Origin of the sequence: Leptotrichia sp. oral taxon 215 str. W9775, assembly GCF_000469505.1 — a bacterium.
In the GTDB taxonomy this organism is placed as follows: Bacteria; Fusobacteriota; Fusobacteriia; order Fusobacteriales; family Leptotrichiaceae; genus Leptotrichia_A.
Map to the genome: position 1 here is coordinate 3,454 of NZ_KI272866.1, position 13,212 is coordinate 16,665.

At 31.2% G+C, this 13,212-nt stretch carries 16 protein-coding genes; all 16 read left to right on the forward strand.

Going from position 1 to position 13,212, the window contains the following annotated elements; all coding sequences use genetic code 11:
• The coding region (locus HMPREF1984_RS11005) for a ribonuclease domain-containing protein (RefSeq protein WP_021767623.1) at window positions 1-916 on the forward strand (916 nt) is incomplete at its 5' end.
• Window positions 917-931: 15 nt separating this feature from the next.
• Window positions 932-1,633, forward strand: a complete 702-nt coding sequence (locus tag HMPREF1984_RS08795) for a hypothetical protein (protein ID WP_021767624.1) — start codon at window positions 932-934, stop codon at window positions 1,631-1,633.
• A gap of 542 nt (window positions 1,634-2,175) precedes the next feature.
• Complete coding sequence (locus HMPREF1984_RS08800) at window positions 2,176-2,637, forward strand: hypothetical protein (protein WP_021767626.1); 462 nt, start codon at window positions 2,176-2,178, stop codon at window positions 2,635-2,637.
• Between the two features lie 237 nt (window positions 2,638-2,874).
• On the forward strand, window positions 2,875-3,438 hold the full coding sequence (locus HMPREF1984_RS08805; protein WP_156894272.1) for a hypothetical protein: 564 nt from the start codon (window positions 2,875-2,877) through the stop codon (window positions 3,436-3,438).
• A 103-nt stretch (window positions 3,439-3,541) separates the two neighbouring features.
• On the forward strand, window positions 3,542-3,916 hold the full coding sequence (locus HMPREF1984_RS08810) for a PepSY domain-containing protein (protein WP_021767629.1): 375 nt from the start codon (window positions 3,542-3,544) through the stop codon (window positions 3,914-3,916).
• 74 nt (window positions 3,917-3,990) lie between these two features.
• Window positions 3,991-4,317 (forward strand): PepSY domain-containing protein, encoded by a 327-nt coding sequence (locus HMPREF1984_RS08815; RefSeq protein WP_021767630.1) that lies wholly within the window; start codon window positions 3,991-3,993, stop codon window positions 4,315-4,317.
• Window positions 4,318-4,707: 390 nt separating this feature from the next.
• On the forward strand, window positions 4,708-5,382 hold the full coding sequence (locus tag HMPREF1984_RS08820) for a response regulator transcription factor (protein ID WP_021767631.1): 675 nt from the start codon (window positions 4,708-4,710) through the stop codon (window positions 5,380-5,382).
• A gap of 98 nt (window positions 5,383-5,480) precedes the next feature.
• Window positions 5,481-6,839 (forward strand): HAMP domain-containing sensor histidine kinase, encoded by a 1,359-nt coding sequence (locus HMPREF1984_RS08825; RefSeq protein WP_021767632.1) that lies wholly within the window; start codon window positions 5,481-5,483, stop codon window positions 6,837-6,839.
• Window positions 6,840-6,979: 140 nt separating this feature from the next.
• The gene (gene def, locus HMPREF1984_RS08830; RefSeq protein ID WP_036100414.1) at window positions 6,980-7,495 is read left to right on the forward strand and encodes a peptide deformylase; all 516 of its coding nucleotides are present in this window, start codon (window positions 6,980-6,982) and stop codon (window positions 7,493-7,495) included.
• A 65-nt stretch (window positions 7,496-7,560) separates the two neighbouring features.
• Complete coding sequence (fmt, locus tag HMPREF1984_RS08835) at window positions 7,561-8,496, forward strand: methionyl-tRNA formyltransferase (protein WP_036100416.1); 936 nt, start codon at window positions 7,561-7,563, stop codon at window positions 8,494-8,496.
• Between the two features lie 94 nt (window positions 8,497-8,590).
• Complete coding sequence (locus tag HMPREF1984_RS08840; protein WP_021767635.1) at window positions 8,591-9,250, forward strand: redox-sensing transcriptional repressor Rex; 660 nt, start codon at window positions 8,591-8,593, stop codon at window positions 9,248-9,250.
• Window positions 9,251-10,102 carry a bifunctional methylenetetrahydrofolate dehydrogenase/methenyltetrahydrofolate cyclohydrolase FolD gene (gene folD / locus HMPREF1984_RS08845; protein WP_021767636.1) on the forward strand — a complete coding sequence of 284 codons (852 nt, stop codon included), beginning with the start codon at window positions 9,251-9,253 and terminating at the stop codon, window positions 10,100-10,102.
• Window positions 10,103-10,239: 137 nt separating this feature from the next.
• On the forward strand, window positions 10,240-10,716 hold the full coding sequence (gene accB / locus HMPREF1984_RS08850; protein ID WP_021767637.1) for an acetyl-CoA carboxylase biotin carboxyl carrier protein: 477 nt from the start codon (window positions 10,240-10,242) through the stop codon (window positions 10,714-10,716).
• Between the two features lie 92 nt (window positions 10,717-10,808).
• Window positions 10,809-12,137, forward strand: a complete 1,329-nt coding sequence (locus HMPREF1984_RS08855) for a hemolysin family protein (protein ID WP_021767638.1) — start codon at window positions 10,809-10,811, stop codon at window positions 12,135-12,137.
• Window positions 12,115-12,570, forward strand: coding sequence for an NUDIX domain-containing protein (locus HMPREF1984_RS08860; RefSeq protein WP_036100419.1), 456 nt, complete (start codon window positions 12,115-12,117; stop codon window positions 12,568-12,570). Before HMPREF1984_RS08855 ends, HMPREF1984_RS08860 begins: the two co-directional genes overlap by 23 nt.
• A gap of 9 nt (window positions 12,571-12,579) precedes the next feature.
• The gene (locus HMPREF1984_RS08865) at window positions 12,580-13,110 is read left to right on the forward strand and encodes an adenine phosphoribosyltransferase (protein WP_021767640.1); all 531 of its coding nucleotides are present in this window, start codon (window positions 12,580-12,582) and stop codon (window positions 13,108-13,110) included.
• The last annotated feature ends 102 nt before the right edge of the window (window positions 13,111-13,212 follow it).

Below are 13,212 nucleotides of genomic sequence, written 5' to 3' on the forward strand. Positions count from 1 at the left end.
TTCCAATGTTGATTTTGGTGAACATGTAGGAGATGAAGCAGTAACTATAGGAGTAATTTCAATAGTAGCCATTGCAGGAGTATATGTTGTATATCAGGCTGGAAAACCTGTTGGTAGATATTTGGATCTGGATACTGCGAAAAAGAATGCTAAGCTTCTATCTAGCTCTATTGGTGGAGTTTTTGATTTAGGAAGAAAAGGTATTGCAAAAGGAATTGATTATGGAGCAAATGCAGCTAATAAAATAGGAAACTGGATAGGTGGAAATTCTTCTTCAAAAGCAAAAAGTCAATCAAAATCAGTACAATGGACTAAAGCTACGGTTAGAAAGACTGAGACTGTTTCAAATAAAGTGAACAGTAATGTTAAAAATAAGAGTAGAAGTGATAGTAATAGTAATAGGAACAAGAACAAAAATAAGAAAGATAATAAAAAAAAGAACAGAAGTAATAAAAATTCTAAGAATAGTGGGAAAAACAATACTAATGGAAATAATAGAAATACTGGTCAAAGTGGAAATAATGTACCAGGACCAGATTATATTCCAAAAGGAGATCCCGAAAGCAATTATGACAACTTACCGGAAAGTGTAAAAGAATCATATAAGGAACATTCTAAAAATTCATGGAAAAGTCAGTATAACGATGGAACTCGTGATCCTAGAAGAATAGATGATAAATTTTATAATGATGGAAGAAAAGGAGGAGAAGTGCTACCTAAAACAGATGCTAACGGGAATCCTATAGAATACACTGAACATGATGTCAACCCAAGACCATCTTCAGGTAACAGGGATAGTTTAAGGTTTGTAAGGGGAAGTGATGGAAAGACATATATGACAGATGATCACTATAGAACGTTTAAGGAGATAAAACCGGAGGAAATAGTTCCAAAAGAAATAACTCCAAGTGATTAGGAAGGGAGATATAAAATGGGAAACAGCTTAACTATAATAAGTAGTAAACAGAAAGAAGAGCTATATAAGAATCTGGAAGGGAAATGGTTAATAGAGTTAGATGGAAATAAAATAAAAAATGAAGATGATTTTGCAGTAGCAATTATGAATGAAATAGATATTGTGTATGATTATAAAAATTTATATGGCTATGACTGGTATTCCTTTAGAGATGCTGCAATGGAATCAAAAATATTAGCAAAAAAAATGTTTGGTTCTAAAAAAACAGATGTCATAATAGTTTACGATAATCCAAGATTAGATATGTATGAGATAGATAGAGGATTTACATATCAATATTTAATATCTCTTTTACAATGGTGGGAAACTTCATTGGATACAAGAGTCTATTTTGTAATAGATAACTTGGTTGATAACTTAGAAAACAGAATAATAATAGAAGACATGCTGGAAAAAGAAAAAATAATTAAGGTAGAAAAAGGAAAAATTATTTTTGAAATGGATATGGAAGGAGTGCAATTGGCAGAAGATTTTATCAATCAAATAGATGAAAATTTAGATTTTGAAGAAGAAAATGATTATGTATTAATTTTTACTAATTCCTATTCTTTTGTCCAGGGAATACATTATCATGAATGTAGTCTAATGCTTATTAAACTTATAGAAGATATATTATTGAAAATAAGAAAGGAAATAAAGATATATTTATTATTTTAGATTTAATAAAAAGAAGAAAATAAAGAAATAAAGAGTTTTTTCAATTTCTATTATCTGTTTAATGAAGGGCTAGAAAACAGTTGTTTTAAAATAATATAAAGTATCTTAAATTTAACAAATGCAGACAGTCTGAAAAATTATCAGGCTGTTTGTTTTATAAAAAGTGGCTCTATAATATATATGGGGGGGTGGAAAAAGAAAAAAAGAAAGAAATGTTGATACGGCAAACAGCAACTTCTATGCCAACATCGGAGTAAATGCTGGATTTACACATTCAAGAAGTAATTCAAGCTCCCATACTGAAAGTGCTGTAGTTACGACAATGAAACCAATGAATGAAAATTCTAGCATTACCTACAACAATGTAAACAACATAACTTAGAAAAAAATTGATTGGTGGAATTCCTTTTGGAATTGAAACACGAAAAAAAGAAATCAAGATAAATAAAACTTTAAATTCATTATTAGAGATAGAGAATGAAATAAAAAGAGCATTACAAAAAAAATAATATATGAATTAAATTTATAAAGGATGTCCTATTATGTTAAAAAAAATAATAAAAACCCTAGAAATAAGATTTTCTATAGAAAAAGAAAGCTTTCTTGATACATTCTTAAAAATAATAAAAATATTTTTTCTATTAGTCATTTTAAAGTTGCTAATAAATAATTTTTATGTACCTAAAGAATTTTACTGGGATAGATTTGATTTTAAGTTAAAAAAAAGAGAATACTTTTTAGAATGGGAAGATGGATGTAAAATAATAGAAATAGGTAAAAGAGGTAAATATTATTATGGTAGAGTTATTTCAGGTGGAATAACATTATATAAGCCTGGAGAATATGATTACTCAAAATGTGAAGATGAATATTTTTTAATAGATGATAGTAATGGTTTGGATAGAAATATCTATTATAAGAACAAAGAAGATATTTTAAAAGTTATAAAAAAATACAAACCCAAAGAACCATATAAATTTTTTATGTTTTCAATATTAAGATAGTTGTTTATTTTGATTGGAAAAGAGAATATATTATACAATTTATGAAAAAGAAAAAATTTTATTAAGCAGTAAAAATTTATTTTCATCTGAAACAATACATCATAATGGAAGTTTCACTACCGTAGATGAAGTGCATATACAATACAGGAACAATTATAATAAGGGGTTTCAATTGTCTGTTTTATAAAAAGTTTAGTGATCGGAACACCTGGATTTTATGAAAGGAAAACATTAGAAATGAGGAAAAAATTATTACAGTTTCTTATAGCAGTTTTTTTATTAGTTTTTATAAGGTATGTAGGTTTTTTCATGTTTGGAATTTTACCTCTATCATTTAATTTGTTAACGTTAAAAACGGAGTATAATATAAATCATAAAAAGTTAAAGCTTTCAGAAAGTTATAGTATAACAGACTGTGGTTTTAAAAATTACACAGTACTACACGGCCTAGAATATCCATATTTTTTCAATGAAAGAGATTATCTTAACAATGACTATGGATTAGTGACAAAACTTGTCAAAAATGAAAACAGTTGGATAGGTTTCATCCGTGATGAAAGTAAGGAGGAAATAAAGTATTATACGGCTGGTTTCTCTGAGGAAGATGAAGGTTTTTTCAGGGCATCAGAAAAAAAGATTAGAGAAACACATGGATATTTTATAATAAATGAAAAAGAAGCTACTTTTGGTCTATCTGAAGAAGAATTAAAAAAAAGAATAAAGAATAAAATAGAGTTTAAAGCTCCTGGTTATTATGTAGTAAAATATGGGACAACTAAATGTAATTCTGTTATTGAATAAAAAAAATTTTTGTATTCATTTTAAATTCATAAAACTATTTTATAATGTGTTCAAGTTAAGAGAGAGAACAATAAAAATAAAATAGAGAAGGAGATAAAATAAAATGAAAAACAGAATTTTAAAACTTACAGTATTGGGAATAGGAGTACTTGGGATACTTGGAATAGCTTATGGAGCGAGTAAAACAAGAAGCTTAAATGGAAATGAATATATTTCAGAATATTCATTGGAGAGTAGAGCAAATACTTCAGATAATGTGCAACTGATAAGTGTGGAAAAGGCAAAATCTATAGCATTGGCACAAGTTCCAGGAGCAGATGAAAGTCACCTTGGAAAAATAGATTTAGACAGGGAACACGGAAGAATGGAATATGAAATAGAAATTTTTTATAACAATTCAAAATATGAATATGACATAGATGCAGTAACTGGAGAGATTGTGGGCTTAAAAGTAAAAAAATATAACAACTGGAATTAAGTAGAATAGAAAAAAAAGAAATTATTAAAAAAATTGACATAGATAAAATAATTAAAAAATAGGAGGAATTAAAAATGAAAAGAAAAATATTAAGTATGTTATTATTAGGAATTATGGTTTTAGGAGTATCAGGGACAGCAAATGCAGGGAAAAAGAATAAATATTATGGTACAGGAGTTTCATCAAAGAATAACAGTTATATAGGAGTAAACAAGGCGATAGCAATAGCACTGAAAAAAGTTCCGGGAGCAAACCAGTCTCATGTATATGATGTTCATCTTGACAGGGAAAATGGAAGAATGGTATACGAAGGGGAAATCTACTACAATGGTTGGGAATACGAGTTTGACATAGATGCAGTGACAGGAGAAATTGTAAAATGGAAATCAGAGAGGGACTAGCCCATTTTATAGATAATAAATAGATATATATTTAAAGGTTATCTCAAAAAAATAAAATAATATAAAAAAGGATGCCTTAAAAAGAAAATTTAAAAGTAATATGAAAACTATATTTTTGAATTATTTAAAATTTTACAATGTAAAACAGGAAATGAATTTAGGAAAAATCATCTGTTTGTGCCTTTAGGCGAGTTTATGATTTTTTCTTAATGAATGACTGTTTTATATGAGTAAAGTTTTAGTAGATGAAAAAATATAGTTTTTATTATTATATTTTTACTATTTTGAGACAGCAACTTTCATATTTTTAAATTTTGGGCTAGTTACCTTTATATTTTTAATATTTTATGATATATTTATGTATCTGACTAAAGCGAAAGGGAAATTAATATGAAAATTTTACTTGTGGAAGATGAAATAGATTTGAACAACATTGTCACGAAATATCTTAAAAAGAATGGATACAGTGTAGACAGTGTTTTTGATGGAGAAGAGGCACTTGATTATTTGGAATATGGGGAATATGACCTTGTTATTCTAGATGTTATGATGCCCAAAGTAAATGGTTTTGAAGTTATAAAGGAGCTGAGAAATAAAGGAAATCATACATTGGTTTTAATGCTAACAGCAAGGGACAGTGCAGATGATAAGGTGAAGGGGCTTGACCTGGGGGCTGATGATTATCTTGTGAAACCTTTTGATTTTAACGAGCTTTCGGCGAGGATAAGAGCTGTAGTAAGAAGAAAATATGGAAACAGTTCAAATAAGCTTATAATAGGAGATTTAATTTTAGACACATCAGAAAAATCAGTGACAAGGGCAGGAAAAAAGATTGATTTGACAGGGAAGGAATACGAAGTTCTGGAATATCTTGTACAAAGTAAAAACAGGATACTTAGCAGGGATCAGATAAAGGAGCATGTCTGGGACTATGATTATGAAGGAGATTCAAATATAATAGATGTACTTATAAAAAATATTAGAAAAAAAATAGATGTGGAAAATGGGAAACAGATAATTTATACAAAGAGAGGACTTGGGTACGTTGTAAAGGAAGAAGATTAATAAAAAGTTGAAATCGTGGTTTTAGAATAATAAAATATGTCTATATTGTAAAGAATGAGTTTACAGTTTATAAGAAATACTTCATATGGAAGGAATGGTTGGGAATATTGAAAAGAAAAATAAATGAGATATGGGAGGATTTCCCCATAACTGTAAAGATTACCCTCTGGTATACGGTTTTTGTAGTGGTATTAATATTTATCCTTCTGACTTCATCTTTTGCAATTGCAGATAAAATGACAGGTGATGTGAATCAGAGGGAGCTGACAGGAGTTGTAAATGAAATGGCATCAGATATGGTTTCTGATTCTGATGAATTTGATGATTTCGATGACGGAATTTATTTTGTCAGATATAATAACCAGGGAATAGAAACAGACGGAATGTCTCCAAAGGGGTTTGACCTGACACTTAAACAGTCTGAAAATACAGTAAGTATCTATAAAAAAAATGGGGAAAAATTTTACTATTATGATAAAAAAATTGATGGAAGTGACGGAGAATGGGTAAGAGGAATTGTACCTGTAAATAAGCTCTCAGAAGAAGTAAACAGGATGCTTCTCACAATACTGATTTTAAGTCCACTGCTTCTAATTATTATAATTTATGGCGGGTATAAGATTATAAAAAAGGCATTGAGGCCTGTGGCAAAAATATCTGATACAGCAACGGAAATACAGAAAAATGGAGACTTTTCAAAAAGAATTGAAATAGATGACGGGCAGGATGAAATACATAAAATGGCAAATGCCTTCAATGAAATGCTTAATTCGCTGGAAAATTTTTATCTGCGTGAAAAACAGTTCAGTTCAGACGTTTCCCATGAGCTTAGAACCCCTGTAAGTGTAATACTGACAGAGAGCCAGTATTCCCTTGATTATGCAGATACTATGGAAGAGGCGAAGGATTCATTTTCTGTTATTCAGAGGCAGGCAAAAAGAATGTCTGAACTAATAAATCAGATTATGGAACTTTCAAAAATTGAAAAGCAGATAGGTACTCCGTCTGATAAAATAAATCTTTCAGAAACGGTTGAGAAAATACTGGGAGATTATAAAAATCTTTTTGTTGAAAAAAATATAGAAATGACAAAGGAAATTGAAGAAAATATTTCTATAACGGGAGATAAGATAATGATAGAAAGGCTGTTTGACAATCTTTTAAATAATGCCATGAAATTTACGAAGGATAAAATAAATGTCAGACTGTATTCTGAAGATGAAAAATGTGTGCTGGAAGTGGAAGATAATGGTATCGGAATTTCTGAACAGGATAAGGAGCTTATCTGGAAGAGATTTTATCAGGTAAATGATTCGAGAAATAAAAAAATAAATAAAGGTTTTGGACTTGGTCTTTTCCTTGTTTCAAAAATAATTGAACAGCATGGCGGGACTATTGATGTTGAGAGCATCCTGAATGAAGGGACAAAGTTTATTGCAAAGTTCAAAAGGGATTAAACTAATCTTGCTAAAATAATGGGTGTATGCTAAAATAAAGGTAAACTGGAGAAGACTGTAAAGTCGGATTTATACATAGAGATAATGAAAAATATTGATAATAGTGAGTATAGAATGTAAATATTGGAAAGGAAATGAAAATGAAAATAGTATTATATGGGAATCCTACTTTGAGGGTAAAATCAGCAGAAGTTGACAAAGTAGATGACGACCTGAGAAAAACTCTGGATGAAATGGTTGAGCTGATGAGAAGTGCAAATGGAGTTGGATTGGCTGCAAATCAGGTAGATATACCGAAAAGATTTTTTGTTCTTGAAGTGGAAGGAAATGTAAAGAAGGTAGTTAATCCTGAAATAATTGAATCAGGAGAAGAAATGGTAGAATTTGAAGAAGGATGCCTAAGTATTCCCGGAGTTTACAAGAAGGTTACAAGACCTGAGAAAATAAAGGTAAAATATCTTGATGAAAACGGTGAAGAAAAAATAGAAGAACTTACTGAAATGTGGTCAAGAGCATTCCAGCATGAACTGGATCATCTGGATGGGATACTGTTTACAGACAGAATTTCCGTACTGAATAAGCGTCTGGTGGCAAAAAAACTGGAAATCTTGAAAAAAGATTACAATAAAGGGAAAATATATAGGGAAGACATCTAGACTTTTTAGAATTTCGGGGTAAAATCTTATGTAGAGGTAAAATATTCAGATAGGAGGAAGTTTTTGTGAAAACGATATTTATGGGGACTCCCGAATTTGCAATACCAAGTCTGGAGACAGTATATAAAAATACAGATTTAAAGCTGATTTTTACAAAGGAGGACAAACGGAATGCGAGGGGAAATAAAATAATATATTCTCCTGTTAAGCAGTTTGGCCTGGACAATGATATAGAGATAATACAGCCAAAGAAAATGAAGGATGAGGAAGTTATAAGCAAAATAAAGGAAATAAATCCTGATTTAATAGTTGTAGTTGCATATGGTAAAATAATTCCTAGGGAAATAATAGATATCCCAAAATACGGAATTATAAATGTGCATTCTTCCCTGCTTCCAAAGTACAGAGGAGCTTCACCTATACATTCTGCCATTTTAAACGGTGATACGGAAACAGGTGTGAGCATAATGTACATCGAAGAGGAACTTGATGCGGGAGATGTAATATTAAAGGAATATTGTGAAATAAGTGAAGAAGATACATTGGGAACTCTGCATGACAGACTGAAGGAGCTGGGGGCTATTGGACTTGGAAAAGCTCTTAAGCTTATTGAGGAGGAAAAAGTTCAGGCTGAAAAGCAGGATGAAACAAAGGTTTCTTTTGTAAAGCCAATAACAAAGGAACAGACGAAAATAAACTGGAATGATGCAAAAGAAGTTATATACAATCAGATAAGAGGTTTAAATCCTTTCCCTGGTGCACATACCTTCACTGAAACAGGAGAAAATGTAAAAATATACAAAAGTGAAAAAATAGACAAGGAATACGAAGGAGAAAACGGAACCATAGTTGAAATAATTAACAAAAAAGGTCCTGTAGTAAAAACTTCAAATGGAGGAATAATACTGCTGGAGGTAAAATTTGAAGGGAAAAAACTTCAAAGTGGAACAGATATAATAAATGGAAGAAAACTGACAGTTGGGAATAAATTTAAAAACTAGATTGAGCTACTGGAAATACTTTAAAAAATTATAGTTTTCAAAAAAATGGAAAGTGCTGTTCAAATTAAACAGTTAAATATTTTTAGGAGGAATTATGAAATTAAAGAAAATGGAAATATCAGATAGAGTAGTCCAACGGCTTACAGAATATTTGTCAATTTTAAAGGAAGTTCGTAAATATGAAGATGGAATAAATTCCATAGAACTTTCTAAAATAATGGATACTACTTCAGCACAGGTTAGAAAAGATTTGTCTACATTTGGAGAATTTGGAGTCAGAGGAAAAGGATACGACATAGATAAACTTATAGAGATAATTGAGGATATATTGGGAATAAACAAAGTAAATGACCTGATAGTTGTAGGATATGGGAAAATGGGGGAAATGATAACATCAAACAGCAAGGTTATGGGAAAAGGATTTAGAATAGTCGGTGTATTTGACAATGATCCTCAGAAAATAGATCAGGAAATTTCTGGAAATCTAAAAATACAGAATGTTGATGAAGTTGAAGATTTTATAAAAAATTCATCAAACAAAGTAGAGACTGCAATTCTTTCGGTTGTGAAGGGACAGGCTCAGACAGCGGCTGAAAAACTTGTAAAAAATGGGATTAAAGCTATACTAAATATGACAACTTATAAACTGGAACTGCCAAAAAATGTAGTGGTAGTAAATATGGATATTTCTGCTAAACTTCAGGAACTGAATTTCTGGCGTATAAATCTTGAAGAAAATGGAGAGGAGCAGTAAATGGTAAAAATAGACGGGAAGGCTTTCTCGCAGGTAATTCTTGAAAAGATAAGGGAAGAACATAATCAATTAAAAGAAAAGTACGGGAAACAGGCAGGACTTGCAGTAGTGATAGTTGGGAATAATCCTGCTTCACAGGTGTATGTGAGAAATAAAATGAAAGCTTGTGAAAATGTAGGATTTTATTCTGAAAACATTGAGCTTGATGAAAATATAAGCGAAAAGGAACTTCTGCAGGAAATTGACAAACTGAATAAAAATGACAGGATAAATGGAATACTGGTACAGCTGCCTTTACCTTCACATATAAATGAACTGAAAATAATTGACAGTATTTCTCCTGAAAAGGATGTGGATGGCTTCCATGTGGCAAACATTGGGAAAATGGTAATTGGAGATGAAACAGGATTTATTTCCTGCACTCCTTACGGAATAATGCAGCTGCTGGAAGAATATAAAATAGAAATTGCTGGGAAAGATGCAGTTATAATAGGAAGAAGCAATATTGTCGGGAAACCTATGGCACTCATGCTTATACAGAAAGGTGCCACTGTACAGGTGTGCAACTCACGTACAAAGGATTTAAGAAAAAAACTTAATGATGCTGACATTATAATAGTTGCAGCTGGAGTACCGAAGCTTCTGAAAAAAGAAGATGTGAAAGAAGGGGCTGTAGTCATAGATGTAGGAATAAACAGGGTTGATGGAAAAATCTGCGGTGATGTGGATTATGAGGAAGTGGCAGAAAAAACTTCCTATATAACTCCGGTTCCAGGCGGTGTAGGGCCTATGACAATAGCAAGTCTCATAAAAAATACTTTTAAATCTTACAAAAATAGTTTAAAATACTAAAAGAATAAAATAATAAAAAAATATGAAGATAAAATATAAATAATATGATAAAATAGAAGTAGTTTTTAATTATTTATAAAAACGGGATTTAAAATACGAATAATTGAAATAAGTCGAAATTAGGAGGAAATTTTTAAATGAGGGATAAAATAAAATTTATTAAAGAGCTTGCTGAAAGTATGAATGCAAATAAGATTGACACAGTAAAGTATGAAGAAAATGATTTTGAAATTCAGATAACAAAAAAAGAAAAAGAAAGAAAAGTATTTTCTTATGGTGGAGTACCTACAGCTGTAGCGGCAGAACAGCCTGCAGTAACAGTGGGAGCTGTAGAATCTGAAACTCCTGTACAGGAAACAGCACAGGTTGAAGAAATTTCAGGGACAAAAATAACTTCTCCAATGGTTGGAACATATTACAGTGCACCGTCGCCAACATCAGCTCCTTTCATTAAAGAGGGAGACAGTGTAAGTGAAGGACAGACATTGTGTATCGTAGAAGCAATGAAACTTATGAACGAAGTAAAATCATCAGTTTCTGGAAAAGTAAAGAAAATACTTGTAAAAGACGGGGAAGCAATAAAGAAAGGACAGGACCTTATTATAATAGAATAGGAATTATAATAGACTGAATTTTGTGACATATTAAAATATTACATTAAAATGTCATAACTTCAGTAAAGTTCTAAAGGAAGGTGTAATAAAAATTGGAAGGACAGAGGATTTGGATAAAGGTAATATTGCTGGTTGCAGTGTTATTTTTATCGGCATTTTTTTCAGCGGCGGTGACAGCATTATCTTCGCTGAGAAGAATACACGTGGGAGGAGAGAATAATAAGAAAGATTCAAAGGAGGAACAGCTGCTCAGACTTTGGCTGAAAAATCCGAATGAACTTTTGACTACTCTTCTATTCGGGAAAACGGTAGCATATATATTTCTAATAGGAATGTCCATACTGCTGTTTAAAGATTACTATAAAATTTTTGAATTGTCAGTAGGCTTTGCGGCTTATGACATTATAGTTTTTGTAATTATGAGTATTTTTGTACTTATTTTTGTTGAAATGATACCTATAATTTATGCAAAGAGCAATGTCTATAAAATTTCAAAAGCTATTATAGTTCCACTTGATACGGCGAGAATTATACTACGGCCATTTATATTAATTTTTATACAAATATCAAAATTTATCCTTGGATTATTTAAGGTAAAACTCGAAGAAAGAATATTTGAAATGACGGAAGAGGATATAAAAACTTTTGTCAAGGCGGGAACAGAGGAAGGAATAATCGAAGAGGAAGAGGAAGAAATGATTCACAGCATATTTGAATTTTCAGATACTACTGTGAAGGAAATATTAACACCTAGGACAAGTGTTTTTGCACTGGATTCTGAAAAGACACTGGGAGAAGTGTGGGATGAAATAGTTGAGCAGGGATTTTCAAGAATTCCTGTATATAATGAAAATATAGATAAAATAGAAGGAATCGTACATATAAAAGATTTGCTGAAGTATAATAAGGAACAGAATTCTTCGCTGAAAATGAAGGAACTTATGAAGGAAGCATATTATGTTCCGGCAACTAAGACTTTGACTGAACTTCTGGAAGAATTTAAAAGAAAACAGTCCCATATGGCAATAATAATAGATGAATATGGGGGAACGCTTGGTATTGTAACAATTGAAGACTTGCTGGAAGAAATTGTTGGAGAAATAAGGGATGAATTTGACCAGGAGGAAGAAAGTATACAGCAGATCAGGGAAAAAATATACGACATAAAAGGTGATACTCTTATAGAAGAAATAAATGATGAACTGGAAATAAATATGCCAGTTTCAGAAGAATACGACACAGTTGCAGGATATGTCCAGGATGAGCTGGGAAAAGTTGCAGAGACAGGAAACCAGGTTAAAGCTGACGGGTATATTTTGAAGGTAATGGAAGTTGATAATAAGAGAATAGAGAAAATCAGAATAATCATTACTGAAAACAGTGGTGAGGAGAGTGTTAATGACAGAGAAGACAAGGCCTAGGGTGAGAGTTGCAGGGATACTTATAGAAGATGACAGGATACTCTTAATAGAGCATACAAAAAATGATAAGAAATACTGGCTTGTGCCAGGTGGGGGAGTAGACTGGGGAGAAAGTGCGGCAGAAGCTCTTACTAGAGAATTTAAGGAAGAAACTAATCTGGATATAGAAGTGGAAAAATTTCTGTTTATTTCAGAAACTATAGCACCTGATAAACAGAAACATGTTATAAATTTATATTTTAAGATAAAAAAGGCAGAAAATTCCTCAAATGAAATGAAACTGGGAGATGAGGATATGCTTACTGATTTGAGGTTTGTTCCAAAGGATGAAATACAGAATATAAAATTATACCCAAATATAAAAGAAAAACTGATAAAACTGCTGAATAAGGAAACTATAGAACCTTATTTAGGTCTGTTATGGGATAAATAGGAGGATAAAATGACAAATGAAGAAATAAAAAAGGTGGAAGGATTGATGAGATCCATTAAAGATTTTCCTGCACCTGGAATTATATTTAGAGATATTACTACTATTCTGAAGGATAAGGAAGGACTTCAGATTATAATTAAGGATTTTACAGAAAGATATAAGGATAAAGGAATAGACTATGTTATGGGAGCAGACGCCAGAGGATTTATCTTTGGAGCCGCTATTGCATATAATATAGGTGCCGGATTTGTTCCTGCAAGAAAGCCTGGGAAATTGCCTGCTGAAACTGAAAAAGTGGAATATGAACTGGAATATGGGAAAAATAGTATAGAAGTACATAAAGATGCTTTTGAAAAAGGTTCAAAAGTACTGATAGTAGATGATCTGCTTGCAACAGGTGGAACTGCAAAAGCTATGGTTGAATTGACAAATAAGCTGGGAGCTGAAGTTTACGAACTGGCTTTCCTTATAGAACTTGAAGATTTAAAGGGAAGAGAAGTTTTAAAAGGATATGATGTTTATTCACAGTTGAAATATTAATTTTATAATAGAGGCGTGAGCCTCTTTTATTTTTGGAATATTTTTATATTTTTTATAAAATATAAAAAATTAATCAAAATATTCTTCTTAAAGATAGATTTT

Bases quoted from the DNA above. Each gene is read 5' to 3' on its own strand.
- HMPREF1984_RS08815 (WP_021767630.1), top strand. From the start codon at position 3,991: ATGAAAAGAAAAATATTAAGTATGTTATTATTAGGAATTATGGTTTTA.
- folD (WP_021767636.1), top strand. From the start codon at position 9,251: ATGGTAAAAATAGACGGGAAGGCTTTCTCGCAGGTAATTCTTGAAAAG.
- HMPREF1984_RS08860 (WP_036100419.1), top strand. From the start codon at position 12,115: ATGACAGAGAAGACAAGGCCTAGGGTGAGAGTTGCAGGGATACTTATA.
- HMPREF1984_RS08820 (WP_021767631.1), top strand. From the start codon at position 4,708: ATGAAAATTTTACTTGTGGAAGATGAAATAGATTTGAACAACATTGTC.
- HMPREF1984_RS08810 (WP_021767629.1), top strand. From the start codon at position 3,542: ATGAAAAACAGAATTTTAAAACTTACAGTATTGGGAATAGGAGTACTT.
- HMPREF1984_RS08805 (WP_156894272.1), top strand. From the start codon at position 2,875: ATGAGGAAAAAATTATTACAGTTTCTTATAGCAGTTTTTTTATTAGTT.
- HMPREF1984_RS08800 (WP_021767626.1), top strand. From the start codon at position 2,176: ATGTTAAAAAAAATAATAAAAACCCTAGAAATAAGATTTTCTATAGAA.
- HMPREF1984_RS08795 (WP_021767624.1), top strand. From the start codon at position 932: ATGGGAAACAGCTTAACTATAATAAGTAGTAAACAGAAAGAAGAGCTA.
- def (WP_036100414.1), top strand. From the start codon at position 6,980: ATGAAAATAGTATTATATGGGAATCCTACTTTGAGGGTAAAATCAGCA.
- HMPREF1984_RS08865 (WP_021767640.1), top strand. From the start codon at position 12,580: ATGACAAATGAAGAAATAAAAAAGGTGGAAGGATTGATGAGATCCATT.
- HMPREF1984_RS08840 (WP_021767635.1), top strand. From the start codon at position 8,591: ATGAAATTAAAGAAAATGGAAATATCAGATAGAGTAGTCCAACGGCTT.
- accB (WP_021767637.1), top strand. From the start codon at position 10,240: ATGAGGGATAAAATAAAATTTATTAAAGAGCTTGCTGAAAGTATGAAT.